This window comes from Pseudoalteromonas sp. H105, assembly GCF_001469215.1.
Taxonomy (GTDB): Bacteria; Pseudomonadota; Gammaproteobacteria; order Enterobacterales; family Alteromonadaceae; genus Pseudoalteromonas.
The window spans coordinates 49,478-75,643 of sequence record NZ_LOFH01000003.1 but is presented as its reverse complement, the minus strand read 5'-3'; the positions used below and the strand labels follow the sequence as shown (position 1 = coordinate 75,643).

Genomic DNA, 26,166 nt, shown 5'->3' with positions numbered 1-26,166 from the left:
GCTTATTTGCTTATTCCTTTTATTAGTACCGATTAGCATGGTGTTCATTAAAGGTTATTATCAATTTGAAAAAGACCTGATAACTGAGTATGAAGATAAAACCGAAGAAATAACCTCGCAACTCAACTTACGGCTATTTAAGCGGGTGGTTTTTGACAATGCAATAAGTACATTCGCATTTGATTACTACCAACATATTTATAACCCGGCCAATAAACATGTCAGCAAAGAAAAATCGCCGCTTTCAGATCTCGCTTACAATACGCGATACGAAGGGCTATTAGGTTATTTTCAGATTGATCAAGAGGGCCAATTCAACAGCCCGGTCTGGCCTAATGTTATTCACAATACGCAAAATTTAATGACCCCTCAAGATGACGACGACACAAAAAAAAGAAAAAACCTCGCATCAAAGTTATATACGATTACCGCCAAGTCAAAAGAACTAAAAGGCCTTATCGATAACAAGCTTGCAGCTAATAATGAGAAATTTCTCTTATTCTCTGATGTACCTGGACACCTAATTTTTTACCGTGTCGTTGAAGTTAATAATACCCAAAAGCTTCAAGGTTATGTAATCGATGTCAGCGCTTATTTAAATAATCAAATTAAAAACATGCTAGCCACAGTGCAGTTTAACAACACCATTGCGATTACATTAAGATCTATGTTAACAAGCTTAGATGAAGCCTATTTTATATATCAGGGTCATGCACAAAGCCAAGCAACGATAACCCAACCAATGCAATTATCACCTTTGTTTAATCAACAAGTCATAAACAATCATGAATTACGCTGGCCTTTTAAAGACCACCAACTGATGTATTCAACCTCAAAGCTTATTTTACCCACTGCTGCCACATATAACTTGGGTATCATGATGCTGTTGATACTTGGCATCGTTATTGGCTGCTATGGCTTTTACCGTTTAGGGGTTAAACAACTTAAGCTTGCAGAGCAGCAACTTAACTTTGTTTCCTCTGTGAGTCATGAACTTAAGACACCTTTGACATCTATTCGTATGTATTCGGAAATGCTTAAGTCTGGCATGGTGCCATCAGAACAATATAAGTTAGATTATTACGACTTTATACACTGTGAAAGTGAACGTCTCTCGCGTTTAATTGATAATATATTGCAACTGTCAAAGCTTAATCAACCACAACAGTGTGTTGAAGCGCACTACACCAAACTCAGTATTCTTATGAACATCATTGAATCGAAAGTATCGTCGTTACTAATTAACAGCGACTTTAAAATAAATATTTCAAGTGAGTTTACCCAACCCGATCACGCCTTACTGTTGGTTGACCTAGATGCATTTTCACAAGTCATCATTAATATTACCGATAACGCGATTAAGTTTTTTGACAGTGAAAAAATACACGATCACAGGCGTAAAAAAGTAGACATCCATTTCAAACCGGACGCTAAAAATAAAGACTTTATTGAGATGGAATTTCGTGATTATGGAGAGGGAATTAGTGCTAAACAAGAAAGCAAAATCTTCGAATTATTCTATCGCGGAGGTTCAGAGCTGACTCGCTCAACACAAGGTACCGGAATCGGGCTTGCACTCGTTAATGAACTTGTATTAGCGCAGCAAGGCACGATTGAAGCGCACTCCATGTCGCCGGGTTTATCAATAAAGATACGCTTTAAAAGTAAAATCCAGTAAGCTTTTCCCCCTTTTAAAGGGGCGGTTTTACGCCTCTTGGTTTGCGTTCAAGTGTTAAGTGGCTACTTAGCGGAGTCTAAACACTTCAATTTTTCAAAATACTGATATGCTTATATTCATATTTGAGTGTAGCTAAGGTAAACACCATGAAATTACCCCTGTCTTGTGATGCCCATTATTACTCACACTTCATGTCTACAGCGCAAAGTGAAGCACTGTTTAAGTGGCTGATGACCCGCTTTGATCTCGAAGAACCTGAGGTTATGGACTTCCCCGATGGATCACAAAAGCCTATTTTGCCGCGAAGAATGATTTTTTAGACTCACAACTTGCTAAATCGGGTGGTTTCTCGTTGCATCATGGCAGACAAACAAAGAGTTTCCCCCTGCTTGAAGAGTTACGTCAGCAAATTACTGAACGCACCGGTTGTAATTTGGCTGTCGCGGTATGTTTGTACTACCCCAATGGGCAAGAAAGCTTAGGCTTTCATAGTGACTTACCCGCATTTGGTTCTACAGATCTAATTGCTTCAATCAGTATGGGTGCACAGCGAGAGTTTTTAATTCGCTCAAAAACCCCCCCACATAAACACTATAATATCACGTTAGAAAATGGTTCTTTATTGCTGATGGGCAAAGGCTTTCAAAATGATTATGAACATGCAATTGCCAAAGGTGATAACACAATAGGACCTAGGTTTAACATCTCTTTTAGACGCTTTGGCAATAGCAAAACATAAGTAGCTTAGTGAAAAAGCGTAAAGTAAATAAAGGAATCATCCATTAGACAACTTCGCTCATTTACTAACTTTAAAGCGATTGAAAATAAATAAGATGTGCCTACTTTTGATCAAGACTAGACAAAAACATACTTTTAGGTACCTTATTCTTAGTCATAACTTCATGATATAAACCGTCGCCTATACCTAAATCGATAGCTTTATTTACAACCACCATTGCGTTCAAACTCTTAGTTATGTCTTTTGCAAATGCAACATGAATCGAACGTTTCTCAATGACATCAGAATCAAATGATATTTTGCTTTTAAATTCAACTAATTCAGTACTCAACAAGTACTTGCCATAACTTTCCGACATAATTAGGCGGTCTATTTTTTGATTATAAAGTAGTTTAAACCCTTGTTGAGCCGTCGCAACTTCTAACAACTCATAACTATGATAACCCGTTAATATTTTGTCATGCACACCTAAACGAACACTCGCAATAACATTTTCTTCGTCTTTCCTATCTTTATGATAAAAAGCACCAAATGCCCCCATCCCAATTGGGTTTGACAAAACCGCCCACTGCTCTCTTCCCGGTAAATTAGCTGCTAAAAATAGACCGTCAGCTTTTCCTGACTGAGCATAATAGTTTGCTCTAGCCCAAGGTAAAACGATGGCGTCCACTTCATACCCTAATTTAGCTAAACTTTGATTTAAAAAATGCCAACTCGCACGATAGATTGGGTAATTTTCCAGTAGCATTTTTTCATGATCATGGCCAACTGCAAACGTGATGGTTTTATCTTTTTCGCTGGCATTTAACAAGCCAATATTACAGCATAAAATGCAAAGTAGAATGAGAGCCCTACAAATCATAGTAATCTCTTTTTTAAAGGGGGACTTTTAAATTATATAAGATTTAAAAGTAAAAGTTATATTTTAAGTGATCACGAGTAAAAAATAAGCACAAGCTATTTCAGTAAAGGGTCACCCTTTAGATTGTACCCTTTTAACTGTGTACGGCCGTTCTAGTATCTGTTTTTATGAGTATTATTTCCAAACCGCTTGCTAATTATTATGAAAAAACCGAAGAGGTAGTTAATTTTAATAATCAGTAGCTTAATGTAGTTCGACGTTTAAAAAACTAATTTAGTTACTCTATAGCTAGAAAGAGTTAATAAGTTTAGTTGGTTTAAATTGTGTCATGATTTTTCCATTTTCGTTAACCGTTATAAATAAAAGGTATCGCACAGACTTTGCATCAAGGTCATTTTTATTAACGATAAAGTTTTCTTGAGAGTAAGTAATTCCCTTTTGCATCCATGTAACTGTTAGTGCGTTATTTTGGTATTTCCTTAAAGGGAATGTAGTTGAGCAAGTTTTATCTATTTGAATACTATTACAATTAATATACTTACCTGTATCGAAAACTTTTAAAGTGATGTTGTCTACAATATCAGCGGAGGCATTTTTAAATACAATGCCATTAACAGTCAAATTAGTGTTTTTTAGGGAGGGCAATAATAAATTAGAGCATGATTGCAAACAAGTAATGAATGCAAGCAGTATCATATGTCTCATGTTGGTAAAGGTTAACAATCGGCAGATAAACTTTTTGAGAGAGTTAGTAAATTCTCTAAACATGCATTTTTCCCAAGTTAATCAGCTTTATATAAATCATAACATAATTCATATGCCTGTGTGATTTGCGAACAAAGTATATGACGCCAAAATGAATTGAATTATTTTAGAGAGGAAAAAGGGAATGCCAGTATCACTTTATTCATGGGAACTTTATTACAGACTGAATGCATCACTATGAAACTTTCAGCTAAATTAAGTTGCTTATTAATTGTTGTATTAGGTGCTAACCAACAAGCTTTTTCCTATCAAGAAGAGCGAACTTCAGCTGAGCATGTCACCAATAAAGAATTAATTCCTCAAGAAGATAACCCCTTAGAAAAGAAAGTCATAAATATTCAACATAAAATAGACACCATGATGCAAGACACCGCTTCTTGGCTGGATAATATGATAGAAGATGATAACGGAAACATTTACCCAAAAGCAGCTGCTCGGGGTTACGTTCAATTAGGGTGGATACCTAGAACAGCTGATCTATCAGAATTCGACCCTAAATTTAAAGTGCATTTAAGTTTGCCTCGCTGGAATAACAAGGTCTCGTTGGTTTTTGATAATGATGATGAAGATGAAATAAAATTAGATTATGAAGCTTCTTCTATTTCACAAGATAATGATGCTGAAGAACTAAATATTACTATGCAGTACATAAAAAGCATAAATGATTCATTTAATATAAAATATAAGGTTGGTATATCTAAAGAGCAATTATTTCTAAGAAGCGAAATTAAAAAGCGTTGGGTAACTGATGACTATAGTGTGGGTATAATGCCAAGATTAGATTATTTTCTCAGAGATGGCTGGGCACCTAGCATTAAAGGAACGCTTGCTGTGCCAATAGATGATAATGTTGTGTCGTTTTCTGCTAGTTGGCAAAGATTTGAAAAAGAGAAACGCTCAAGGCAGAAATTAGGCCTTTACTATGTGAATAAGAGTAGCGCAAAAAACGAACTGGTCAGCGGGTTGCAATTCGCGAAAAATGAAATAGGTAAAGAGAGCTTTTTGATATCAATTCGCCAACGAAATTTAATTTACAAAGATTGGTTGTTTTTAGAGTTTGAACCATTCTTGGAGTTTGAACAAGAGAATGACTATAGAAGAGAGCTTGGCTTAGCTATTCGGCTAATCACCTATTATGGACCTAACTAACGTTACTGTAGTGGTCAGCTAATTTTGGACACAGTTTAGAATTTTGGTTTCTAAAACCTGTAAACAAAGCAGTTAATCAATTGCGGTTAACTTCACTGGAAAACATTCAAAATGAAACCAATTAACAAACAGCATGACCCCCCCTCCCTCAGAGCCTGACTACATATTTTTTAGGGTAGATAGAACTCAATTAATGGGCATAACTTTTATTGAAAGCTGTGGGGACGACATAGTAATTCATCAATTGAACAAGAGAAGTTTAATGAGCCTGCAAACCTTATCTCAGATAAAGGCGCGTTTAGTTGATAAAAGTTTTGTTCAAGGTCACCGTTCATATATTGTGAGTTTGGCTAAAGTTGATCCTGTTGATACTGTTGATACAGACCATTTATTAATTGGTGATACTGATGTCGCTATCAATGATGCTCTGTCATGTGGAGACGATACATAGCTGTAAAATTACATTCTCAAACGACTCTTTTGCTTTATAAACATTCATCGCATTTAGTCTTGCTTCTTGCCAAGGCAAGAGCCAATCATACGTTGAGCTCCCTTCGTTTTTCCCTAATAAAAACAATTGATGAGTAATTTATCTTTCCAAAGTAATTTAGCATTACATTCAATATATTATTAACAAAAAGTTAAAACTGATTGTTTATTTTACTGCATTATCAATTTAATGATTTCAACCTACTATAAATACATCGCAGTTGATTGCCGTTTTAAAAGTGCGTAATTGATGAGTTTATTATTAGATAAGACTTAACTTTCTTTAAGTCTTAACCAGCTAACTAGTGGGAAAAACAAATGAAATATGAAAATTTTCAAACATTCACAGCAGAACAAAATGAAGGTGTTTTAACCGTTACTTTTGATTTTGGTTCGGTCAATGTTCAAGGACAAGAAATGCTAGCCGACTTAAATAGCCTAGCAATGCGATTAGAGCGCGACAGAAATACAAAGGTTGTTGTTTTTCAATCAGCTAACCCTGAAATTTGGGTATGTCACTATGACACTGAACTACTTAAAGACATGTCTACTGAGGCTGTTTCTCGTGAAGAAGTCCAACTTCTTGATTTACAATCAGTATGTGAGCGAATCAGCAAAGTACCCCAGGCTACGATTGCTAAGCTAGAAGGCTTTGCTCGTGGTGGCGGTCATGAACTCGCACTTGCTTTGGATATGCGCTTTGCTGCTCGTGGCAAATTTAAGTTTATGCAAATGGAAGTTGGTATGGGGATCCTCCCGTGTGGTGGTGGTGCATCTCGTATGGCGCGTCAAACTGGATTAGGTCGCGCACTTGAAATTATTTTAAGCGCCCGTGACTTTGATGCTGATGAAGCACAAGCGTATGGCACTATCAATAAAGCATTAGAGCCAAGTGAAATAGGCGAATACGTTGATAATCTTGCTAAACGCATTGCTAAATTTCCAGCAGAGTCTATCAATTCCTGTAAGCAAGCCGTATATGAATCAATTGATAAACCAATTGATGAAGCTCTTAAAGCAGAGGCTTACTGGCTTTACCAAGCAACGAGCAAAACGCCTGCAATAAAACGCTTTACCGTAGCCGATGAACAAGGTCTTGAGCATGATATTGAAAACCAGCGTAAATGGAATGAGCTAGTGATGAATGTGCAAGAAATAAACTAATGAGCATTAATACGCATAAATTACTCATTACTGACTTTTTCTCCCGTTTTGTAGAATCAGATATTGATGGACTGTTATCCCTGCTTGATGAGCAAGTCGCTTGGAAGATGATGGGGCAACAAGGAGGATTACCCGTTTCTGGTGAAATGGATAAGGAAGGTATTGCAGGGTTAATGCAAAGCGTCAGAGATTTAGTGTCTGGCCCTTTGAATATGCACCCTATTGCATGGACTATCGAAGGTGATCGAATAGCCGTTGAAGTTGAATCTTCAGCCATTTTAAATAACGGCCGAGCTTACAATAACCTTTATCATTATCTGATTGTTGTAAACAACGGGAAAATAAAAACAATAAAAGAATATGCTGACACCGACCAGGTTAGGCGGGTATTTCTAGATTGAGTGTTTAATTTAGTAAAACGTATAGAGACTAATCATCTCTATACTTTTATCGTCATTATTATTGCGCAGGTAATGCGCTAAAGGCAAAGCTAATGAAAAAAACAATTTTAATTACAGGTTCAACAGATGGTATTGGACTAACAACAGCTCGTTCTTTGCTCAAGTTAGGGCATAAGGTTTTAGTTCATGGAAGAAGTGAAGGCAAATTAACGCGTATTAAACAGCAGCTATCAGAATCGTTTAGTACAGAGCAAATTTTCACCTATAGAGCTGACCTATCCAATATGGGTGAAGTAAAAGCATTGGCTTCACAAATTAAGCGTGATCACAAAAAATTAGATGTGCTGATTAACAATGCAGGTGTGTTTGTCGTGCCTGAAAAAGTGACTTCAGAGGGATTGGATGTCCGTTTTATGGTTAACACTATTGCCCCTTATTTATTAACCCAACAATTGTTACCTATACTTGATGAATCAAGCCGTGTAATTAATTTGTCTTCAGCAGCACAATCTTCAGTTTCGCCAGAGGAATTAACAAAGCCGAGTGTTCTCTCTGACAATGCTGTATATGCCAAAAGTAAACTGGCATTAACAATGTGGTCAAGGCAAATGGCATTGCAACTTGGTGCAGATGGACCAAGTATTATTGCGATAAACCCTAAATCATTTTTGGGCAGTAAAATGGTTGAACAAGCCTATGGTGTTGCTGGCGGTAACTTACAAATAGGTGCTGACATTTTAGTAAAAGCGGCTTTATCTGATGAATTTTCAGGTGCATCTGGTTCATATTTTGATAACGACATCGGGAATTTCACATCGCCACATCAAGATGCTATTGACGCTAAAAAGATCGCCAAACTAACGGGTGTATTAGAAAGCATTATTCACGATTAACCCTGAAACAGTGGCACTTAATATTAATTGAAAGGTATAAAGTTGCATGAAAAAAATACTCATTAATTTTGCACACCCAGCAAAATCACATTCAAATATCAATAAAGCGTTAAGGAAAGTGGTAGAAGAACTAGATAACGTGACGGTAAATGATCTATATGCAAACTATCCTGATTTCATGATTGATATTAAACGTGAACAAGCTTTATGTGAAGCTCATGACATTATCATTTTCCAACATCCTCTATATTGGTATTCGACTCCCGCCATTATGAAAGAATGGCTAGATTTAGTGCTAGAGCATGGATGGGCATATGGCTCAGAAGGAAAAGCATTACAAGATAAATTATTTTTTCAAGCAATATCAACAGGTGGTGATGCATCAACTTATCAAAAAGACGGTTATAACGAATTTACCCTCGCTGAGCTAACTTCGCCTTATCAAGCCACTGCTAAATTATGCAATATGACATGGCTACCCCCTTTTGTTGTATCTGGAGTACATAGTGGCCTGCCAAAAGAAAAAGTGCAAAGTCATGCTGAAGCTTTTCGACGTACTATTATCGCTTTGCGTGACGCATTATTTGATATTGAGCTTGCAAAGCAACAAGAATATTTAAATAGCGATGTAAATCGTGTCATAAGGAGCGTGTAGCATGGAAACGTTTTTACTTCAGTTCTTCATTTTTCTGACGGCTGCGGCTATTTCTGTTCCCATTGCGAAAAAGTTAGGTTTGGGTTCAGTACTGGGCTACCTCATTGCAGGTATTGTAATTGGGCCTTTTGGTGCGTCTTTAATTCATGATGTTGAAGAAATAATGCACTTTACTGAATTTGGTGTGGTTATGATGCTATTTTTGGTGGGGTTAGAATTAAAACCATCACTGTTATGGCAACTTAAAATGCCAATTTTAGGTTTTGGTGGCTCACAAGTTATAATAACAAGTTTAGCTATTTCGGCTATCGCTTACTACTTTCTACCTTGGCAACAAGCCGCTGCCATTGGGCTCATTTTGTCGTTATCTTCTACCGCTATCGTACTGCAAACATTGCAAGAAAAAGGGAAAATGAAAACTGAAGCGGGTCAATCAGTATTTGCCGTACTGCTATTTCAAGATTTAGCCGTGATCCCAATGTTAGCGGTACTTCCTTTATTGGCGACACTGGCTATATCGACAGGTGGGCATCACGATTCAGCGCTTTATGACATTAGTGCTCTCCCTCATTATTTACAAATAACAGTCACTATTTCAGCTATTGCCGCGGTACTGATTTTTGGCAAGTTTGCGTGTCGGCCTATATTTCTAATGATAGCTAAAACCGGAGTGCGTGAAATATTCGTAGCCGCAGCCTTGGCATTAGTTATTGGCACATCACTACTCATGATGATGGTAGGTTTATCACCTGCCTTAGGGGCTTTTTTAGCTGGCGTTGTACTGGCAGATAATGAATTCCGTCATGAATTAGAAAGTGATATAGAACCCTTTAAAGGGTTACTGTTAGGGATATTTTTTATCTCGATAGGCGCAAGCCTAAACTTTTCACTTATTGGCAATAATATCTCACTCATTTTAGGGTTAACCGCAGGGTTAATAGCAATAAAATGGCTCGTATTAGTGTTAGTTGGCTTAGTATTTAAGATCAGTTCAAAAGAGCGAGCATTATTTGCTATTGCACTTGCACAAGGCGGTGAATTTGCTTTTGTTTTATTTCAACTAGCAAAAACCAGTGGGGTATTGTCTGTTGATATTATTGAACCACTCATCTCTGCGGTGGCCATTTCTATGTTTTTAGCGCCTGTCATGTTTGTCATTCATGAAAAAGTTACGCAAACATCACAAGTAGAAAATAAAGAACAAGAAGATGACACGATTAAAAAAAGTGATCATAAAGTCATTATTGCGGGCTTTGGTCGTTTAGGAACCGATATTGGTCGGTTTCTATTGTCTGCAGGTATTAAGCCTATCATTCTAGACCATAACGCAGGCAATATCAGCGTATTAAGAAAGCTAGGTTTTGAAGTCTATTACGGCGATGCGACGAGGTTAGATTTATTAGCGTCAGCCGGCGCATCAAGTGCTGAATTACTCATAATAACGTTAAGTGATACACATGCTGCCACACAGCTAGTTGAACTTGCTCGCAAACACTACCCACAGTTGAAAGTGGTCGTGAATGCCAGAGATAGAGAGGCTTCTTTTGAATTCATGGATCTCAATATTAATGAAGTATATCGAGAAACTTTCGGCACAGCCTTAAATATGGGACAAGCGGCAATGAAACAGTTAGGCATTGACCCTTATGAAGCGCATCGTTTAAAGCAAATCTTTCAGAAAAAAGATCTAGAAATGATGCCAGAACTATACAAGCAACGAAGTGAAGAAGAGAGTTATATTTCGTTGTATCAAAAACATCATGAACATTTAGAAGAGTTAATGAACTTAGATCATAACGAATGTCTAATTGCGCTGGATAAAGCGTGGACAGCTAAAAACCCTGAACTATAAATAATACCACTCAATTAAGGAGTTACTATGTTAGGCGAAGATCATTCTTTAGTTAACGAGTTTCCAGCTCATAAAGATAAAATTTCAGAATTAAACCAAAACGATTCAACGTTTGCAATGAATGCAAAACGCTACCACTTACTTGATTCTGAAATTAGAACGCTAGAGTTAAACAATGCCCCCATTGATGACGAAGCTTTACATCAACTAAAACAGGAGCGTGCTCAATTAAAAGATGTGCTTTATCTAAAAATAACGAGTGCATAAAAAGAGAGGAATTTGCTGAAAGCCCCGAAGTAACCTGAAAGGTATCGGGTTACTTATATGTATATGTGTGATTACCAAGGGATTATGTCGGTCTAATTACCGAGCGACTTTGTCGTAAATAGCATATCAGCCAGTGATTAAATTTGACTGTCGCATAAGTGCCATTTCCGGACGTTCGTAACGTCTTAATAAGCCGTGCAAACACCGCCCTTTTTTTGTGTAATATTGAGCAAAGCGAAACACAAAAAATGCGGTGTGTTTGCATCGGTTTTAATTAATTTTGTTAGGTTTCATACCTCATTAAATCCAACTATTAACTCTAGCCCAACGTTAATTCTATTCCCAAAATAACTATCACATCTAGTTGAATTGTATATTTCTAGACCTAGCTCTAGTCTTTCTTTCAAGGATAGTGAGTTTATTTTTGTAAAATCCTCAGATGATTCTTCAATTAATATTTTAACCCGATCTAATAGTATCCCATTTTCAAATGCTCGAACTTTTACACCTAATCCAAACTTAAAATCATAATCGCAAACGTCTACGATTAAATCTTTTCCAAGCTTATGAATTGATGCAGATATTTTCATTGAAACCTAACATTTTAGTATTTGTACGACACGCAGTTTGTGTTGTAGTGTCACTTGTTGGACTGAGGTGCTACCGGCTCGGTGAGTCAGAGTTAGTGTTGTTTATGCTATGGGAATTTGTTTTTATGGCCTAAGCGATATCAAGCCAACTATACTGGCGTGTCTATCGTATCTAAGCTGTCCCTGCGTTACTCAGCGTTTATTATGTATCCATTAAACCTAATGTTTAACCGTTAAGCAATTATATTTATCCAACCCCAATACTCGCTGATCGCTCAAACCTGCCCCATACATTTTAAAGTTCTAAATAATACATTCACAACATCCCGCATAAATGCAGATCGCTCAACACGCTGATTCAAAGTTCTATCAGAAAACCTAAATAGGGAACGTTAGCACCTCTTCTGTAGGCCTTGTTGCATATGGCTCTGCATTCCAGCCTTGTAAGAAACCATTCTAAACAGATACGCCCTACGATGAATCAACTTACTTAACGGCATTGAAAAGTAAGGGATCACCGCTGTTAAAATTTGCGGTGGAAAGTGGGCTTTAGTGCTTGCTGTCCACCTCAGGGCGTGTTGTTAGATAAAAATAACAAAGCTAGCTAAAAACGTCTCCGCATAGACTAGTTCATCGATTATGGCCCGGTAATCTATTTTATTAAGTCAGCTTGTTTCACGCTGCTAACGAAAGAGACTAAGTCTGCACCAACACCTATATCAACTTTAAATTGCATTCATTTTCTATATAGGTGTTATTGGATATTCACCTTGCTTCAATCATTATCATTTAAAGCTTTAATTTGCTCATTTATATCCTTCAATTGATATTGGTTTTTAGTATCTGGCTTTATCAACTCCAGTGCCATTTTATAGGCTTTATCAAACGACTTATCAGCATCAATTACAACGTCTGGCTGAACTCCATCACCTTCCCAGTTAGTTTTGGATATTGGATTGACTGCTTTTGAAATCGGAATTGATGCTCGAAAACCATTCCCTAAGTCAAAAAAATGTATAGGGTTTGCTCCTCCACCTGTTGATTCACCTACTACTTTTGCACGGTTTAAGTTTTGAAAATTATAAGCAAACTCTTCTGCTGCAGAGAATGTAAAATCACTGGTTAAAACATAAATAGGCACATTAGGACGCTTCTTCCCATCAATATCATCAAAAGTCCAAAACTCTGTTAGTTCACCTGTTTTTCTACTATAAAAACTATTTAAATGTGTTTTATTATCAAAGAAGTGAGTGCTGATAAATTGGATCATCACAGCACTACCACCACCATTTTTACGTAGGTCAAAGATAACGGCATCGGTATCTTCTACAAAAGCTAAAGCAGCTGCAGCCTTTTTTTCCGATAATTCATCTAAGTGGGCAAATCCAACAAAATCAATATAGCCAATATTACCTTTTAAGATCTCGACCTTTGAAAAGCCAGAATTTTTCCGTGACAACATTGAAAACCAGCCTTCATAATCTTTGCTTTGCTTTTTACCCTGTAATGGATCGTTCCATAACACTGAAAAGTGACCATCGTGCTTACGAACTTCTTTAGCTAACACCTTAGCCAGTGCCTTGTTGGTATTAGCTTTTTTGAACTCTTTGCTCTCTTTTAACGTCGATAACGCGGCTGAAATAGCAGCTATATTTTCCGTTAAAACATATTGATTGGTAATTTTGTTTTGAAGCTCATTTAGAATCTTTTCTTTTTCTGTGAATGAAAGCCCAGCAGCCAAAGCTTGGCATGATAGAAAGGCAATAAACCAAACCGTGTAGGACAGTATTTTTTTCATAGAGTATTCCATTTAAACGTTGTGTATTTCAAAATTGTGTAATTTTTTGAGGGCTGTTTCAATTAACTCGATAAATTTTTAGTACCAAAAGGCGACAAAAATAAAATCTAGCCAAAACAATGTCATCATCATTGATAAATTGATTACAGCGTGCAATGTTACATGCCCTAAGTGAATGTATTTTCGCCATTGAATCAATTTAGGTTTATCAAAAAACCAGTAGTGATAATGCGCGGCTATTGAGCTACACAAAAACAAAATTAAACCAACAGTAACTCCAACAGATTGAACAGTAACCTGCCCTAGCACTAATAAAGGCATACCACTGCTACCTGCTGAACCAAGGCAAATGATGACGGCAACTAGGCATAGTGGCGATAGCATGTACCATTTTAAACTACTAACTTTTACTACACTTTTATTTGTCAATCGTCGAAATAATTGAACAGCTAGCGTTACAGCAATAATCAATGTAGTAGAGAAAAATGCAATTAATAATGTAAAAGAAAGAGGCTTTGTTAGCGAAGAGGTATTTACGGCATTGACCATCAATGCTGGAACTTGGTAGTACCATACACTGCTCTCTTTAGCGAAGATGATATCAATGTTATGGCCTTCGGTTGATTGTGTTCTAAAAACATTACCGCCAACAGGGTTTAATGTGTAAATAGAATGGGGCGTTTTTAATTTTAGCTGTTCATTTTCGACAAATACGGAAGAAAATGATTCTAGTACTTCAAAAAAGGCAAGCCGCGATAATCGAGAAGTGAACGGTCTGTAGCTGCCGATAATTTCTTCATAATTTATGATTTCTTTTCCACTAAATCCGTGTACTAACTCCTTCGAGTTCTCTGCTTCAAAGTTATTAACAATAAAGGACTTTAGCGCTTGTTTAATTTCTTGTACACCATCTTTAGCCTTGTTTCCACTTGAGTTAGTCAAAACTACAAAGCCTAGTTCTCGCCCTTTTGAGTGCCACATTTCTGATTGGTAGCCAATCATTTCGCCACTGTGCCCTATCCACTCAATATCATCAATTAACTCAGTAATTAAATACTTGCCATACCCTATTTGATAGCCTTCTTTTGCCGCTAATGTTGTTTCAGTCGTACTCATCTTTTGAATAGATTGCTTTGTGATAATGTTAGCTGAACCTTTTTTTATGTATCCGAGTAACATCCTTTGTATTTTTGATAGTTCAGCTGCGCTCGTATTGAGAGCGCCTGAAGCTCGGTCTTTAATATGCTGATAGGCGACTAACGTGCTTTCATCTTTATTGGCAATGTAACCTGAAACTAAAGCGGTATTTATTTTTGGACTAAGGTGAAAGCTTGCATGCTTTATTTCTAAAGGTTTAAATATGTGCTGCTGAACATAGTCTTCATAGCTCAAGCCACTAATTCTCTCTATCAAATAAGCCGCTATGGTAGGGCCTATATTTGTATAAGACATAAATTGCCCTGGTTGATACCGGGCTGTTCTGGTGTCAGGCAAGAAGTCTAATGCCTCTTTTGTAGACATAGTAGAGCCATCTACTCCATATTCTCTAAAGTGAATATCATCAAAACCCGCCGTATGCTCTAACAAGTGAACAACAGTTATAGGAAACGTTTCACTCCATGGATTATCAATGAGGATCTCTGGAATAATATTTTTCACTGGTGTGTACAAGCTCAATTGCTTACTTTCAACTAGCTGCATAATGGCGATTGCTGCAATAGTTTTTGATATAGAGCCCACTCTAAAAAGTGAACTTTGATCAATGTGCTTACCATCTTCAATTGAAGCTAGACCATGTTCTATAGTTAGAAGCTTTCCACTTTCGTGATTAAGTGAGATTTGTAAGCCAACTAACTTATGCTTATTTGCAATTTCAATCACACTACGGCGTAGTTCCTCTTTTTTAGTTTGAGATATTTCAGGTAAATGACTCACATCAGCATAAGAGAAACCTTGGCAAAAAATAGTAATGAAAATAAAGGTACAACGGACAAAATACATAAAAAACCTGTAAATAATTAAGATTTCAAACGAGATTTAGTTTGAAAGTAAAGGAGAACGAAACAGAAAGTGATGGTCAGGATTAACAGTAAGAACAATAAAATGGTAATTTCGGGTAAATGAATAGCTTGAACAATGAATCTGTCGTGCTGCTTAATACTCGCCCACTTATGTTCGCTTGCAGCTGAATAAGCTTCATTAGCGAATATATTAGCTACTGCTTTACGGTTTGGGTACCGAACAATAACAATTCTATCCCATTGTTTACTACTATAATTGAGCCAATTACTCGCAAAAATAGGATAGGAGTTATTGTTAAGTAAAAGCTTTATCATAACATCGCTAAATAACTTATAAGCTTGCTCCCCACTTAATGGCTCTTGCCCCTCTTTATACCCTCCCTTATCATTGTACTGCGCTATTTCATGATATTGATATAAGTTCACCGTATAAAAAGGCTTACCGTCGTCAGACAATAAAAAATCTGATAACTCAGCCATATTATGCTTTCCACCAGGAGAATGGTTATGCGCTTTTATTTTATCAACATATAGATTAGCCTCTTCTTTCGTCATAGCTGAAGATGCTGTTAAACTCAGAAGAAACAATATTAATAAAGCAGCTACTAGAACGATGAGAAGCTTTAAAGTCACGTTTTTATTAATCATACGGTATAACCCTTATTTAATGACTGTCACTTTTTGAGGTAACTTGCTAAAAATCAACATAGCACCACTTGCTTTAAGGTCGTCATTTCTTTCAATTTGTATGTTGAAGTCGTCCTTTGTTTGATGAACCGTAGAGTTGTCGGCATATTGCAATGTAATAGAAGCTGTGGAATTAAAAGAAAACTCAATATAATCAATATCAGGTATTAACCAACTAGGTATACCAACCAACTCACTCGCTACTGTTTCTAAATCATCCAACACTCCGAATACTTCACTGTAAGCAACCTTATTTTTTCGAATAGGCTTTATGCCCGCCGTAAAATCTAAGGATACGGAGCCTTTAGGTTGATTAATTTCCAGTCGAGCGTTCTTACCCATTTCAACGGGGAGTAAGGGGAAATCTACCAACCCTTCGTCATCTACCACTAGATTTTTAACGTTTTTTCCTTCATGAGTAATCGCTAAATAAATGTCAGAAAACTGAATTTCTTCTACTTCTGGCTTAATAGTAGCTATAAGACCTGTATAAGGAGATTTGGCGTACTCATCAATAATTGTCAGCATTTTATTGATTTTGCTGTATGACATTTCGCCATTTTCATTTGAATTGGCAGGTAGAGATAATAATACTAGAGCTATGCCATACAAAACTGATAAAAATTTTGCAGTAATGAACATATTCTTAGCCATTACTTTCTCATTAAAAAATTTGATAAGTTAGTACCTTCTCATAAGTTTCCAAAATCACTATTCATACGATATTCGCTAGGATGTGAAATGAATGTGAAATACATCTTGAAGGCAAACGAAAGCTACATTACATTTAAATTTGATCGAATATAGGCTTACTTTTATTAATTTCCAGTGATTCAAATTTTGAAGAGTTTTTCATAACTTGAAAAGTTTTCAATTTCACGTTCTTTTCACATCTAACATCTTAATACTTGATTCTTAAAGAATTGGATACATTAGGACCCTAAATGTTAAAAACACTTACTAGTAATGCTTTGCTACTAATTTTATTAATAGGAATGAGCGGTTGCGATTTGGTTAATGTAATGAGAATGAAGTATGCAAATGATGATGTTATACCTGTATGGAACGGTAAGGATAATCAAAAAGAGTTAAAATTAGAATTCATCGGTGATAAACCATACATTAGAGCACGAAATAATAATCAGAAAGAACTATTACTACTAATTGATACAGGTGCTTCATTTACTGCTCTATTTAAGTCTTAATCAATCAAAGAGTTACATTTTAAACGAGGCTTTGAATTTGATATAGGAGGCTGGGGAGATGAAGAAGATTCAAAAGTATTCCAAACCACTTTAGCTAGCCTATCTTTTGCGGGCATCACCTATCATGGGTTCGATGTTGCAATCATACCAATTGATAAAACACCTTATTTTAGAGTCAAAGAAGAAATTATTTTTGATGGTGTCATAGGCTATGATATTTTACGTCATTTCGTATGGACATTTAATCGCCAACAGGAAAAACTAACAATAGCGAATAAGCCTCACTCAAAAAAACCTAAAGAGAGCGAAATTGCTTTTGAAACATCTTTTGGAAAAATTAGCATTCCAGCAAAGGTTAATTTAGGCGGTGATCATGTTGAAGAACGTGAAGTAATAATAGACACAGGTAGCCGCCATTACTTCAAACTAAGCTCTGCATTCATTGAAAATAATGAATCAACACTTGGAACTATGATTACTGCGATGGATTTTGGTCTTAGCGGTGGAACAAAACATAATAGAGTTACCTTACCTTCATTAGACCTAGGCCAGAACTATTATCCCTACGTTAAGACTAACCTAATTAAAAGTGATGATGAAGATGACTGGTGGGTTATTGGTAATGCCTTACTAAGTTTAAGTGAATATACAGTTGATTATTTGGATTCAAAATTATTCATTTCTTCTGTTGGCAGCATAGAAAACACAAGCCGTTATAACTTGCTTGGATTAGAACTGAGGAAGTTAACAACTGGGAACTTTATTGTAAGGTATGTTTTCCCTGAACTTCCCTCATCAAAAGTAAGCATAAAAGAAGGGGCAATTATTACTAAAATAAATGGTAAAAATAGTCTTGATATTTCAGAGAACGAATGGCTAAAAATTACAAATACTGTTGATACACATGAAATTTGTGATTCAACAAAGGCGTGCTGGCAAATATCAGCTCAACAAATTAAAGGTTATTCAATCCATTAATACAATAGAGTAAGTTTATTCTTGTAAAATACAGGTAAAGATAGATATTTGACAATAAATGATGGATAAAGAAACATCTAGTAGTCATAGGGCCATTATTGTATTACAAATTGTTATTCAGATGGTTAAGCCGCATATCTAGTAGTTTTAGCTACGCCACGTAGCGGCCTTGTAATCATTTGGTATGGTAAGTTATCCGTTGGTGTAGGTTGTCAGCTAATAGATTGATTTCAAAGTTAAATCTATAAATTTTGTTTTGATGTAACTAACATCGAACTTAAGGAAAAATCATACATTTTGACTACTAAGTGATTTTCTATCAGTTGGTAATGAGAATATATTACGTGATTAGCGCTTTTTAAACTGTACTCGGAATTAACATTAACTAATTGAAGTCACCGACCGCTTTGAGCTTGAAGCTGCCCATCGAAAATAAAAACCTGACGGTCCGTAGATCGCTCCAATCAGTCTGCCAGATCAAATCTAAACTTTATTGTCAAAACTGTGATATCAGATATGAACTGCCAAAACTTATCTTTAATGGACTCGTATCAAGTTACTTTACGCTATATCTTCCCGTTGAATTAACATAAAGAATGAGTTCCGTTTCAGCCTCAATTACATGTTTCCCTGTAGTTTTCGAACTAAAAAAGCTACTTGGCGACAGGTCTGTTTTCGCTTTTTCATTTCGCCACTGATAAGCCGCCTGTCCTTTTACGACGACAGCTTTTAGCCCGTTCTCGTTTTCGATTGTGCCTTTAAAGCCTGCTGGTAACTTAATAAAGCTGCCATTAGCCAGTTCAGGGGTTCCCCAAAGATACGCTATTTTTACTTTATTACCCGCTAGCCAATGTATATCTTTTGCATCACGCCAAACAAGATTCTGCTTATCAACATTAATTGAACGTTCTCCATTATCAAATGCATTCTTTGCAGGAAGCACCAGATACGGGCCGCTGTCGATCTCTAAATAGATTAGGTTTTCTCTCGCATCTGCTGCAGTAATATGGCTTTCGCCTGCAGATTGTGTCCAAAATGACCCTGCTGGTAGCCACATTTTTTCAGCAGATGGGTCGTCGTTGTGCATTGCTCCTTCGATCACCACTCCACGGTAGCTAATGTTGTGAATATGTGGAGGAGAGGCAAACCCTTTGTTAAATTTAACTAACATACCTGTTGCTATATCTTTAGTGCGATCTCCCCATAAGTCGGCAGCTCTTGGGCTTGCATCACCTCTTAAAGGGTTAAGTAAACCCCATTCAATATTGTCGGTAGATATGATGGTGTGTTCATCTGCTTTTGATGGTAATGCAACACTCATCAAAGTGAATAATACAAGTATTAACTTATTCATTTTCGTTTCCTTTTACACTCATTGAATGCTTAATAATTTTGCCAATTTTTTCCTAAAATGGGGCTGATTTGTCCTTCTTCGCTGTAGGTACTGTCCAACGTTGATACGCATCAGCAGTGTGTGACTGATTATTATTCATCGGTATTTGGCCATGCTCCCCATACAACCACAATACAAAATTAGCACGTTTGCCACTTGTTATTGGTTGAGCAGCATGTGCCTCACTACCTCGATGAATCATAGCTGTCCCCGGTTTAAATGAGAGCCTATTTACTTTATCAGTCGTTTTATCGTAAAAATCGACTTCAGACCCTGTAAACTCTTCCTCAGGCAAATTAAGGTTAATGTTTAGTGTCGCGGCTGATGCATCTGTATGAAAGCGTAATGACGTATCCATCCCTGCTTGCCACTGAATTGAGAAGCCAAAAGTCTGTGAATCATAGCCCATCACCTCTGGGAATAACATGCGCGCAATTGGCCTCATATAGGTATTAAGTAGTTCGCGATAAAATACCTGAAAGCTTGGGGCTGCTAGAAACCCTTCCGAGCGTTGATCAAGCATTGCACCTCTTCGATTTAATACGATTCCGTATGGCGGGCGCAGCGGAATTTGTGCATCAACAACGGCTTCAAGGTAAGCGCGTAAATCTGCAAGGCGCTCTGGATTGAAGAATTGAAATTGAAAAACCCCTGGAGATACGTGTTCTAATAACGCCTTCACAGCGGACTCTTTCGCCGGATCTTTCCAAGCCTGCTCAACGGCATTGCGAAGATTAGAATCAAGTAATGACATGTCTGGCATGACTAAATGACTGGTTTCATTTTCATCCCATTCGCTCCATGCATTTTTGAGTAATTGCTTATTAGTATCCCAAAACTGTTGTACAGCCGGAGCACGATTAAGCATTGCTTCTCTTGAAGGTAAATCTAAAGAGCGAGCACGTTGCAATGGGCCAGGTATAAGTTGTGCAGTAAATCGATCTGTATTGTCCATTTTATTTCTCCTCGTTTATTACCAGGTAATCCCCCTAGCAGTATGGAGAAACAAACTTATTACATATCATAACCTAAATAAATATAGAGGTTATTAATACAGAATTAAGATTTTATATATAATAAGTGCAAAGCATTGGTTTATTTGTTTTCCCAATACGGTATTTGTCCATAGCAGCCAATGAAGTAGTCAATGAATGCTCTCACTTTAGGCGCTAACAATCTTGAACTGGGGTAGACAGCCCAAATAGCGGTATCTGAAACGATGGGGTAGTCTTTTAACACTTGAACAAGTTCACCTTTTTGTAGGGCTTTATAGGCGCACCAAATAGAACAAAGCGTTAAACCCGCGCCATCAATACACGCATCTCTTATAGACTCACCGTTATCTATTCTAATGGCACCTTTGCTTTTAATTTTTTGGATGCCGTCAGGTGTTTCAAAAGCCCAACTATCAATCCCGATAAGATTGATACATTGATGTTTTAGAAGTTCCTGCGGTGTTTTTGGTTCACCATGTTTATTAATGTATTCTGGTGATGCACAAATAATTCGTTTGTCACCTGCAAGTTTTCGGGCAACCAATGTAGAGTCATTTAACGACGCATTTCTAATTGCTATATCAAACCCCCCCTCAACCATATCAACGATGCTGTCACTTTGGCGTAAGTCAATTTTCAATTGCGGGTGTTCTTCAGTAAAGGCTTTTAAAAATGGCACAATATGCATACGACCAAACGATGCAGGTGCTGAAACTCTAATGGTTCCTTGTGGGGTAAAGCTTCCTGCACCTATAGCGGCCTTAGCACTATCCACTGCATTTAAAATTTCCTCCGCATGTGGCAAAAATTCTTGTCCCTCTTCTGTTAAAGATACCTTTCGTGTGGTTCGATGTATCAATTTCACGCCAAGTGAGCTCTCTAATTTATTGATATGCATGCTCGCAACAGGAGGAGATAACCCCAATTCACTGCCAGCTAAACTGATATTGTGCGTAGCCGCAATCCGCACAAAAAGTTTTAGATATTCATTATTCATTGGCCACAACCATTATTAACAAAAAGTAAAAACTGATTAATCATAAGACTATATTATCAACACTAAAATTTGTAAATATACTTACCTCATCAATTAGAGAGAGGGTATTAAGATGAAAGCGATGATTATTAATGAGTTCGGTGATAGTAATGTGTTTACTGCGGCTGAAATAGCTAAACCTGAAGTTAAACCAGGTCACATTTTAGTCAAAGTAGCAGCAACCAGTGTTAATACCGTTGATACCATGATTCGACAAATGGGTGAAAGCTTAGCGCCTTTATCTCCAGCATTACCGGGAGTGTTAGGAATGGACTTTGCGGGTACTGTTGAAGCCGTTGGGGATGACGTAACGGGTTTTGCAGTCGGTGATGATGTTTATGGCTGTGCTGGAGGCTTAGCTGACTTACAAGGAGCATTAGCGCAATACATGCTTGCAGACGCAAAATTAGTGGCTCATAAGCCTAAAAGTATTTCAATGCGCGAAGCGGCGGCACTGCCTTTAGTTGGTATAACGGCCTATGAAGGGTTAGCTCGTGCTGGTGTCAGCAAAGGTCAAAAGGTATTAGTGCATGGTGGTGCTGGCGGTGTTGGTCATATCGCTTTACAACTCGCTAAATATTTTGGTGGTGATGTTTATGCTACTGGCGGTGGCGAAAAACAATCAGCATTGATTGAAAACTTAGGCGCAACACCTATTAATTATAAATCTGAAACAGTCGCTGACTATGTTAAAGCACATACCCAAGGTGCGGGCTTTGATGTTGTTTATGATTCTATTGGTGGTGCAAACTTACTTAATTCATTTGATGCAGCAGCACTGAATGGTCAAGTAGCAACAACCGTTTCTATGGCTGAAATTGATTTAACAACAGCCCACTTTAAAGGCTTATCTTTGCACGTCGTATTTATGTTAATACCGATGCTACACAACCATAAACGCGAGCAGCATGGTGAAATATTAACGAGGCTTGCTGAGATTGTTGATGCAGGTGAGTTGACACCCATTGTCGATGAACTGCACTTTAGTTTAGAAGAAATTGGCAAAGCACATGATCGCTTAGCAAGCGGCAAAGGAATGGGTAAAGTAGTGGTTTCAATCTAGCTTCAAACAGCCAACTTTCACTAATGGGAGCCTTAATAGGCTCTCTGATTAAGAGTTATTTAGGCATCATTGAAATACAAGCAGTCACTTATTAAACCCATGAATTTCTTTAAAACCCAACAATTCAAGGCATTGTATCAACAAACTTGGCCAATGCTTTTAGGGCTATTTACCATTATGGGCAGTCAACTTGTTGATAGTGCTTTTATAGGTCAACTTGGCTCACAACCGCTGGCAGTCGTCGGCTTTTCAATTCCAATTTACCAACTAATTATTGGTGTTCAGGTTGGGTTGGGTATAGCGACAACCGCATCTATATCAAGTGCCATTGGTTCGAATAGAAAATTATACGCAAAGTACTTAGGAATGCTTGTGTTATGTATTGGTGTTACTACCATCACAGTACTATGCGTTTTACTTTGGTATTATCAAGAGGGAATTGCCTATTCTTTGGGAGCGGAACCGTCTCTTTTTCAGTTGTTAAGAGATTATTGGTTTCCTTGGCTTTTAAGTTGCTGGCTTGGGGCAATATTATACTTTGGTTACAGCATTTGTCGGTCACATGGTGAAACCCTTCTCCCTGGTAAAGTGATGGTAATTACCAGTTTACTGAACATCATCTTGGACCCTGTTTTTATATTTACGCTTAACATGGGGTTAGCAGGGGCTGCATGGGCAACATGTATCTCGTTTATCATTGGTTGTTTCATTATTTTCAGGGCTATTATACAAAAACCTTATATAGCCATGCTTTACAACGTCGGCAGAGCAAAAAAAGGGATTAACACCATTGTTAAATTTACAATTCCTGCAATGTTGAGCCAGTTCATCCCCCCTGTTTCAGCAATGTTAGTAACCGTTATTATTGCTTCATACGGTGATATCGCTGTAGGTGCTTGGGGTTTAGCTAATCGTATTGAGTATATCTCAATTATTATGATTCTAGCTTTAACAATGGCGTTGCCGCCTATGATTGGAAACCTTAAAGGTAGAAATAAAATCCCTGAAATATTTTTTTTGGTAAAAACCGCCATGAAAACAATAATAGTTTTTCAGCTCGCAATAACACTCTTCATATTAGTAATCTCTAAACCCGTTGCGAATTTGCTTTCAGTTAATTCGCAAATAGAGTCTCTTTTGTTGCATTACCTATGGATTGTGCCTGTAAGTTATGGTGCATTAGGTATTTGCATGGTTTGTGTTTCAGCATGCAATGCAATGGGGTTACCTAAATCAGCACTGGTTATTTCTCTTTTACGCTTATTTAGTTGCTACTTACCTCTTATATGGGTTGGCTCAGAAGTCTATGGGCTTTTAGGTATATTTATAGGCGCAACGATAGGAAATTTTTTATCCGGCATGCTGGGCTGGTCTATATTCCTGCAACAATATAAGAAGATAAGTAAGTCGCAGCCCGATGTAAAACTTCTAAGTATCATAAAAGGTTAAATTATTTTTATAGCTTTTAAGGCACACTCACAATAATTAACTGGCACACATAGGTGACCACTAGGTTCAGCTTTATGTTTTTCTATTACAAACGACCGACACAAAGTCCATACCATTTAAAGGAAAGATCAAATCCTGAGGGATCCTTGGTTTTGATGTGTGAAATCAAAAACTAAAAAAGCACTATAAACATATTACCGCTTATAGTGCTTAAAGGTGCCTATGTTGTGAAAAACTGACGCTTAAAAAACGCCCGATTTACTCACTAAGAACCGTATAAAGCTTTCATCAATTGGCGCAGATTTTTTTGGTTGGTTTCCGTCTTAACCAATGCTTTTAAACGGCTTTTCACCTGTGGTTGTGACTTTGCTTGTTGGCTCAACGCTGATATCGCAGCACTACGAATATCCCTAGAATGATTAGAACCTGCAAAAGCATAAATGCTATCTACTTGTTCAGCATCTAACTTGTTATTACCCATCGCTTTTAAAATAGCGCCTTGTGCTTTGCTATCAGTTTCTTGGCTTAGTTGAGTACTCAAGTAATTCAAACTGCTTTTACTTGGCATTTTTGCCAGTGCTTCTGCCGCGTTTACACGTAACCTTGGACTATCGACAGCTAAATAATCACCAATAAGTTGTTGATGTTCACTATCTCCACTATTGCCCAGAGCGGTAATTAAGGCTGATGCTTTACTCTCGGTTGCGCTAAAACTTAAGTTGTCAGCCAGCGTTTGGGTTAACTGAGTTGCAAACTCACTGCCCCGCTGGTTTTTTGCAATAGCCCCCATTACCATTAACGCACTGTGAGCCAATGTTGAGTTTTCTTCATCTAAACCATATGACATGGAATACTCAAAGATGGCCTCTACCTGTGAAACTGTTAATGGCTTTTCACTGTATTTTAGTGCCATTAAACTGCGAAAACGCTGATTAGGTGAAAATAAATCTTGCTCAACAAATGCTTCCGTTAGTAATTGCTTTGAATTCACTGAGTCATGTTTACCTAAGTACATAAACAATTTACTTTCTAACGGATCAGCCATTGCTTTTGTTGAAATAAGCGCTTTTAAACTCTGCAAATGCTGGTCATTGTCATAAAGAAATTGCAAAATATCCTTTCGATCTCCCTCAAGCCAATCCATACTTTTTAAAGCAGTTATAAACGCTTCAGCACTTTTTAATGGTTGAGGCGGCGCCTTAGGGTAAACCCAGTCAGCGCTCAAGTATGGCCATTGATTAGGATCGTCAGGTAAGTGCAGTAACCTTGCATCATCGGGTATCGATTGATACTTGCGGTTTAAGCTTAGCGTTTGCAGCACTTCAATATCCATATTGCCATCACGACTATTGACTTTAATATGACTATTTCCGAGGGTTTTGGTTAGCCAGCATTTATCGCTTTCAAAGGTAAACTCATCACTAATAACGTTAGCTGTTTCCAGCTGCATCACGTTTTTGGCGGCGTTAGTGCTTCGTCTAGTGTCAGTAGGTTCTATATAACTAAGTTTATTTCGCATTAGTTTATTGTCAGCTAAAACCGTGTAGAGTGATTTATATTGACCAATGTCGTCACGCTCTTTAACCCTGTACTTGCCCCCCTGTAAATTTTCAGGTTGTTTTGCACGGTGAAAGGCACGGTATAAAGCGATCAATTTTTGTTGATCAGCCATTTTTAGTTTAGCGTTGAATCGGTAATCTAAAACTTCACCGGAGCTATTGCTGATCTTCACGGCAAAGGGCACAGAATACTCATTGGTTGTACTCAATGTTTTATTCAACTTTGCTTTGGCTTGATACAACTCAAAACCCAACCAGTGAGATTTCTCTTCAACCAACAATGGTCGATAAATCAATCGCCCTTGTAAATCAAACTGGCTTTTAGCAGGGCTGTTCATCGAAATAATATTAGTATCTGCTTTTGATTGAAGTTCAGCCAAAACAGTACAATGAGGCACTGCATAAGCAGCTGATACATAACCTAATAGAGTGCCAAATAATAAACTCATTTTAATTAAACGCATTATACCTTAGCCTT

General features: G+C 37.4%; 26 protein-coding genes. 15 read left to right on the top strand and 11 right to left on the bottom strand.

Features of this window, described 5'->3' with window-relative positions; translation table 11 throughout:
* Nucleotides 1–37 precede the first annotated feature (37 nt).
* The 3 genes from ATS75_RS06510 (at nucleotide 38) to ATS75_RS06505 (ending at nucleotide 2,417) form a co-directional block, all read left to right on the top strand.
* On the top strand, nucleotides 38–1,678 hold the full coding sequence (locus ATS75_RS06510; protein ID WP_161936890.1) for a sensor histidine kinase: 1,641 nt from the start codon (nucleotides 38–40) through the stop codon (nucleotides 1,676–1,678).
* 146 nt (nucleotides 1,679–1,824) lie between these two features.
* Nucleotides 1,825–1,998 (top strand): hypothetical protein, encoded by a 174-nt coding sequence (locus ATS75_RS20445; RefSeq protein ID WP_161936889.1) that lies wholly within the window; start codon nucleotides 1,825–1,827, stop codon nucleotides 1,996–1,998.
* Between the two features lie 32 nt (nucleotides 1,999–2,030).
* Nucleotides 2,031–2,417, top strand: coding sequence for an alpha-ketoglutarate-dependent dioxygenase AlkB (locus tag ATS75_RS06505; RefSeq protein WP_058559644.1), 387 nt, complete (start codon nucleotides 2,031–2,033; stop codon nucleotides 2,415–2,417).
* Nucleotides 2,418–2,517: 100 nt separating this feature from the next.
* Here ATS75_RS06505 and ATS75_RS06500 read toward each other — a convergent pair whose 3' ends face one another.
* Nucleotides 2,518–3,279, bottom strand: coding sequence for a substrate-binding periplasmic protein (locus tag ATS75_RS06500; RefSeq protein ID WP_058559643.1), 762 nt, complete (start codon nucleotides 3,277–3,279; stop codon nucleotides 2,518–2,520).
* A 288-nt stretch (nucleotides 3,280–3,567) separates the two neighbouring features.
* Nucleotides 3,568–4,047 (bottom strand): hypothetical protein, encoded by a 480-nt coding sequence (locus ATS75_RS06495; RefSeq protein WP_058559642.1) that lies wholly within the window; start codon nucleotides 4,045–4,047, stop codon nucleotides 3,568–3,570.
* Between the two features lie 174 nt (nucleotides 4,048–4,221).
* Here ATS75_RS06495 and ATS75_RS06490 point away from each other — a divergent pair, with 174 nt between their 5' ends.
* From ATS75_RS06490 to ATS75_RS06455, 8 genes are all read left to right on the top strand, one after another.
* Nucleotides 4,222–5,193: a hypothetical protein gene (locus ATS75_RS06490; RefSeq protein ID WP_058559641.1), complete on the top strand. Its 972-nt coding sequence runs from the start codon at nucleotides 4,222–4,224 to the stop codon at nucleotides 5,191–5,193.
* Between the two features lie 133 nt (nucleotides 5,194–5,326).
* Entirely contained in the window at nucleotides 5,327–5,644 is a 318-nt protein-coding gene (locus ATS75_RS20100; RefSeq protein WP_082665425.1) for a LytTR family transcriptional regulator DNA-binding domain-containing protein, read from the top strand.
* Between the two features lie 356 nt (nucleotides 5,645–6,000).
* Nucleotides 6,001–6,846, top strand: coding sequence for an enoyl-CoA hydratase/isomerase family protein (locus tag ATS75_RS06480; RefSeq protein WP_058559639.1), 846 nt, complete (start codon nucleotides 6,001–6,003; stop codon nucleotides 6,844–6,846).
* Nucleotides 6,846–7,247 carry a nuclear transport factor 2 family protein gene (locus tag ATS75_RS06475; protein WP_058559638.1) on the top strand — a complete coding sequence of 134 codons (402 nt, stop codon included), beginning with the start codon at nucleotides 6,846–6,848 and terminating at the stop codon, nucleotides 7,245–7,247. Before ATS75_RS06480 ends, ATS75_RS06475 begins: the two co-directional genes overlap by 1 nt.
* A gap of 92 nt (nucleotides 7,248–7,339) precedes the next feature.
* Nucleotides 7,340–8,140 (top strand): SDR family NAD(P)-dependent oxidoreductase, encoded by an 801-nt coding sequence (locus ATS75_RS06470; protein WP_058559637.1) that lies wholly within the window; start codon nucleotides 7,340–7,342, stop codon nucleotides 8,138–8,140.
* Between the two features lie 46 nt (nucleotides 8,141–8,186).
* The gene (locus tag ATS75_RS06465) at nucleotides 8,187–8,795 is read left to right on the top strand and encodes an NAD(P)H-dependent oxidoreductase (protein WP_058559636.1); all 609 of its coding nucleotides are present in this window, start codon (nucleotides 8,187–8,189) and stop codon (nucleotides 8,793–8,795) included.
* A gap of 1 nt (nucleotide 8,796) precedes the next feature.
* A complete protein-coding gene (locus tag ATS75_RS06460; protein WP_058559635.1) occupies nucleotides 8,797–10,647 on the top strand; it encodes a monovalent cation:proton antiporter-2 (CPA2) family protein in 1,851 nt (616 codons plus the stop codon).
* Nucleotides 10,648–10,674: 27 nt separating this feature from the next.
* Nucleotides 10,675–10,914, top strand: a complete 240-nt coding sequence (locus tag ATS75_RS06455) for a YdcH family protein (RefSeq protein ID WP_058559634.1) — start codon at nucleotides 10,675–10,677, stop codon at nucleotides 10,912–10,914.
* Nucleotides 10,915–11,204: 290 nt separating this feature from the next.
* Here the strand turns inward: ATS75_RS06455 and ATS75_RS06450 are convergent, their stop codons facing one another.
* From ATS75_RS06450 to ATS75_RS06430, 5 genes are all read right to left on the bottom strand, one after another.
* Entirely contained in the window at nucleotides 11,205–11,504 is a 300-nt protein-coding gene (locus ATS75_RS06450) for a hypothetical protein (protein WP_058559633.1), read from the bottom strand.
* A 775-nt stretch (nucleotides 11,505–12,279) separates the two neighbouring features.
* Nucleotides 12,280–13,302: a S41 family peptidase gene (locus ATS75_RS06445; RefSeq protein ID WP_058559632.1), complete on the bottom strand. Its 1,023-nt coding sequence runs from the start codon at nucleotides 13,300–13,302 to the stop codon at nucleotides 12,280–12,282.
* 78 nt (nucleotides 13,303–13,380) lie between these two features.
* Nucleotides 13,381–15,303 (bottom strand): serine hydrolase domain-containing protein, encoded by a 1,923-nt coding sequence (locus ATS75_RS06440; protein WP_058559631.1) that lies wholly within the window; start codon nucleotides 15,301–15,303, stop codon nucleotides 13,381–13,383.
* Between the two features lie 17 nt (nucleotides 15,304–15,320).
* A complete protein-coding gene (locus tag ATS75_RS06435) occupies nucleotides 15,321–15,971 on the bottom strand; it encodes a hypothetical protein (protein ID WP_058559630.1) in 651 nt (216 codons plus the stop codon).
* A gap of 12 nt (nucleotides 15,972–15,983) precedes the next feature.
* Complete coding sequence (locus ATS75_RS06430; protein ID WP_058559629.1) at nucleotides 15,984–16,664, bottom strand: hypothetical protein; 681 nt, start codon at nucleotides 16,662–16,664, stop codon at nucleotides 15,984–15,986.
* Nucleotides 16,665–16,954: 290 nt separating this feature from the next.
* On the opposite strand from ATS75_RS06430, the gene ATS75_RS06425 reads away from it, so the two are divergent.
* Nucleotides 16,955–17,215: a hypothetical protein gene (locus ATS75_RS06425; RefSeq protein ID WP_058559628.1), complete on the top strand. Its 261-nt coding sequence runs from the start codon at nucleotides 16,955–16,957 to the stop codon at nucleotides 17,213–17,215.
* A 471-nt stretch (nucleotides 17,216–17,686) separates the two neighbouring features.
* A complete protein-coding gene (locus ATS75_RS06420) occupies nucleotides 17,687–18,193 on the top strand; it encodes a hypothetical protein (protein ID WP_058559627.1) in 507 nt (168 codons plus the stop codon).
* Nucleotides 18,194–18,749: 556 nt separating this feature from the next.
* Here ATS75_RS06420 and ATS75_RS06415 read toward each other — a convergent pair.
* From ATS75_RS06415 to ATS75_RS06405, 3 genes are all read right to left on the bottom strand, one after another.
* Complete coding sequence (locus ATS75_RS06415; protein WP_058559626.1) at nucleotides 18,750–19,547, bottom strand: DUF4437 domain-containing protein; 798 nt, start codon at nucleotides 19,545–19,547, stop codon at nucleotides 18,750–18,752.
* Nucleotides 19,548–19,599: 52 nt separating this feature from the next.
* Nucleotides 19,600–20,541, bottom strand: a complete 942-nt coding sequence (locus tag ATS75_RS06410) for a hypothetical protein (protein ID WP_058559625.1) — start codon at nucleotides 20,539–20,541, stop codon at nucleotides 19,600–19,602.
* Nucleotides 20,542–20,681: 140 nt separating this feature from the next.
* Nucleotides 20,682–21,578 (bottom strand): LysR family transcriptional regulator, encoded by an 897-nt coding sequence (locus ATS75_RS06405; protein WP_058559624.1) that lies wholly within the window; start codon nucleotides 21,576–21,578, stop codon nucleotides 20,682–20,684.
* Between the two features lie 112 nt (nucleotides 21,579–21,690).
* On the opposite strand from ATS75_RS06405, the gene ATS75_RS06400 reads away from it, so the two are divergent.
* Together ATS75_RS06400 and ATS75_RS06395 are read left to right on the top strand one after the other, a co-directional pair.
* Nucleotides 21,691–22,680, top strand: a complete 990-nt coding sequence (locus ATS75_RS06400; protein WP_058559623.1) for a zinc-dependent alcohol dehydrogenase family protein — start codon at nucleotides 21,691–21,693, stop codon at nucleotides 22,678–22,680.
* 69 nt (nucleotides 22,681–22,749) lie between these two features.
* Complete coding sequence (locus ATS75_RS06395; RefSeq protein WP_235591144.1) at nucleotides 22,750–24,129, top strand: MATE family efflux transporter; 1,380 nt, start codon at nucleotides 22,750–22,752, stop codon at nucleotides 24,127–24,129.
* A gap of 265 nt (nucleotides 24,130–24,394) precedes the next feature.
* Here ATS75_RS06395 and ATS75_RS06390 read toward each other — a convergent pair whose 3' ends face one another.
* Nucleotides 24,395–26,152 (bottom strand): HEAT repeat domain-containing protein, encoded by a 1,758-nt coding sequence (locus ATS75_RS06390; protein WP_058559621.1) that lies wholly within the window; start codon nucleotides 26,150–26,152, stop codon nucleotides 24,395–24,397.
* Between the last annotated feature and the right edge of the window lie 14 nt (nucleotides 26,153–26,166).

Bases quoted from the DNA above. Each gene is read 5' to 3' on its own strand.
- ATS75_RS06425 (WP_058559628.1), top strand. From the start codon at position 16,955: ATGTTAAAAACACTTACTAGTAATGCTTTGCTACTAATTTTATTAATA.
- ATS75_RS06455 (WP_058559634.1), top strand. From the start codon at position 10,675: ATGTTAGGCGAAGATCATTCTTTAGTTAACGAGTTTCCAGCTCATAAA.
- ATS75_RS06405 (WP_058559624.1), bottom strand. From the start codon at position 21,578: ATGAATAATGAATATCTAAAACTTTTTGTGCGGATTGCGGCTACGCAC.
- ATS75_RS06430 (WP_058559629.1), bottom strand. From the start codon at position 16,664: ATGGCTAAGAATATGTTCATTACTGCAAAATTTTTATCAGTTTTGTAT.
- ATS75_RS06435 (WP_058559630.1), bottom strand. From the start codon at position 15,971: ATGATTAATAAAAACGTGACTTTAAAGCTTCTCATCGTTCTAGTAGCT.
- ATS75_RS06390 (WP_058559621.1), bottom strand. From the start codon at position 26,152: ATGCGTTTAATTAAAATGAGTTTATTATTTGGCACTCTATTAGGTTAT.
- ATS75_RS06495 (WP_058559642.1), bottom strand. From the start codon at position 4,047: ATGTTTAGAGAATTTACTAACTCTCTCAAAAAGTTTATCTGCCGATTG.
- ATS75_RS06460 (WP_058559635.1), top strand. From the start codon at position 8,797: ATGGAAACGTTTTTACTTCAGTTCTTCATTTTTCTGACGGCTGCGGCT.
- ATS75_RS06480 (WP_058559639.1), top strand. From the start codon at position 6,001: ATGAAATATGAAAATTTTCAAACATTCACAGCAGAACAAAATGAAGGT.
- ATS75_RS20100 (WP_082665425.1), top strand. From the start codon at position 5,327: ATGACCCCCCCTCCCTCAGAGCCTGACTACATATTTTTTAGGGTAGAT.
- ATS75_RS06415 (WP_058559626.1), bottom strand. From the start codon at position 19,547: ATGAATAAGTTAATACTTGTATTATTCACTTTGATGAGTGTTGCATTA.
- ATS75_RS06475 (WP_058559638.1), top strand. From the start codon at position 6,846: ATGAGCATTAATACGCATAAATTACTCATTACTGACTTTTTCTCCCGT.
- ATS75_RS06470 (WP_058559637.1), top strand. From the start codon at position 7,340: ATGAAAAAAACAATTTTAATTACAGGTTCAACAGATGGTATTGGACTA.
- ATS75_RS06450 (WP_058559633.1), bottom strand. From the start codon at position 11,504: ATGAAAATATCTGCATCAATTCATAAGCTTGGAAAAGATTTAATCGTA.
- ATS75_RS06400 (WP_058559623.1), top strand. From the start codon at position 21,691: ATGAAAGCGATGATTATTAATGAGTTCGGTGATAGTAATGTGTTTACT.
- ATS75_RS06440 (WP_058559631.1), bottom strand. From the start codon at position 15,303: ATGTATTTTGTCCGTTGTACCTTTATTTTCATTACTATTTTTTGCCAA.
- ATS75_RS06490 (WP_058559641.1), top strand. From the start codon at position 4,222: ATGAAACTTTCAGCTAAATTAAGTTGCTTATTAATTGTTGTATTAGGT.
- ATS75_RS06445 (WP_058559632.1), bottom strand. From the start codon at position 13,302: ATGAAAAAAATACTGTCCTACACGGTTTGGTTTATTGCCTTTCTATCA.
- ATS75_RS06420 (WP_058559627.1), top strand. From the start codon at position 17,687: ATGATTACTGCGATGGATTTTGGTCTTAGCGGTGGAACAAAACATAAT.
- ATS75_RS06500 (WP_058559643.1), bottom strand. From the start codon at position 3,279: ATGATTTGTAGGGCTCTCATTCTACTTTGCATTTTATGCTGTAATATT.
- ATS75_RS20445 (WP_161936889.1), top strand. From the start codon at position 1,825: ATGAAATTACCCCTGTCTTGTGATGCCCATTATTACTCACACTTCATG.
- ATS75_RS06510 (WP_161936890.1), top strand. From the start codon at position 38: ATGGTGTTCATTAAAGGTTATTATCAATTTGAAAAAGACCTGATAACT.
- ATS75_RS06465 (WP_058559636.1), top strand. From the start codon at position 8,187: ATGAAAAAAATACTCATTAATTTTGCACACCCAGCAAAATCACATTCA.
- ATS75_RS06410 (WP_058559625.1), bottom strand. From the start codon at position 20,541: ATGGACAATACAGATCGATTTACTGCACAACTTATACCTGGCCCATTG.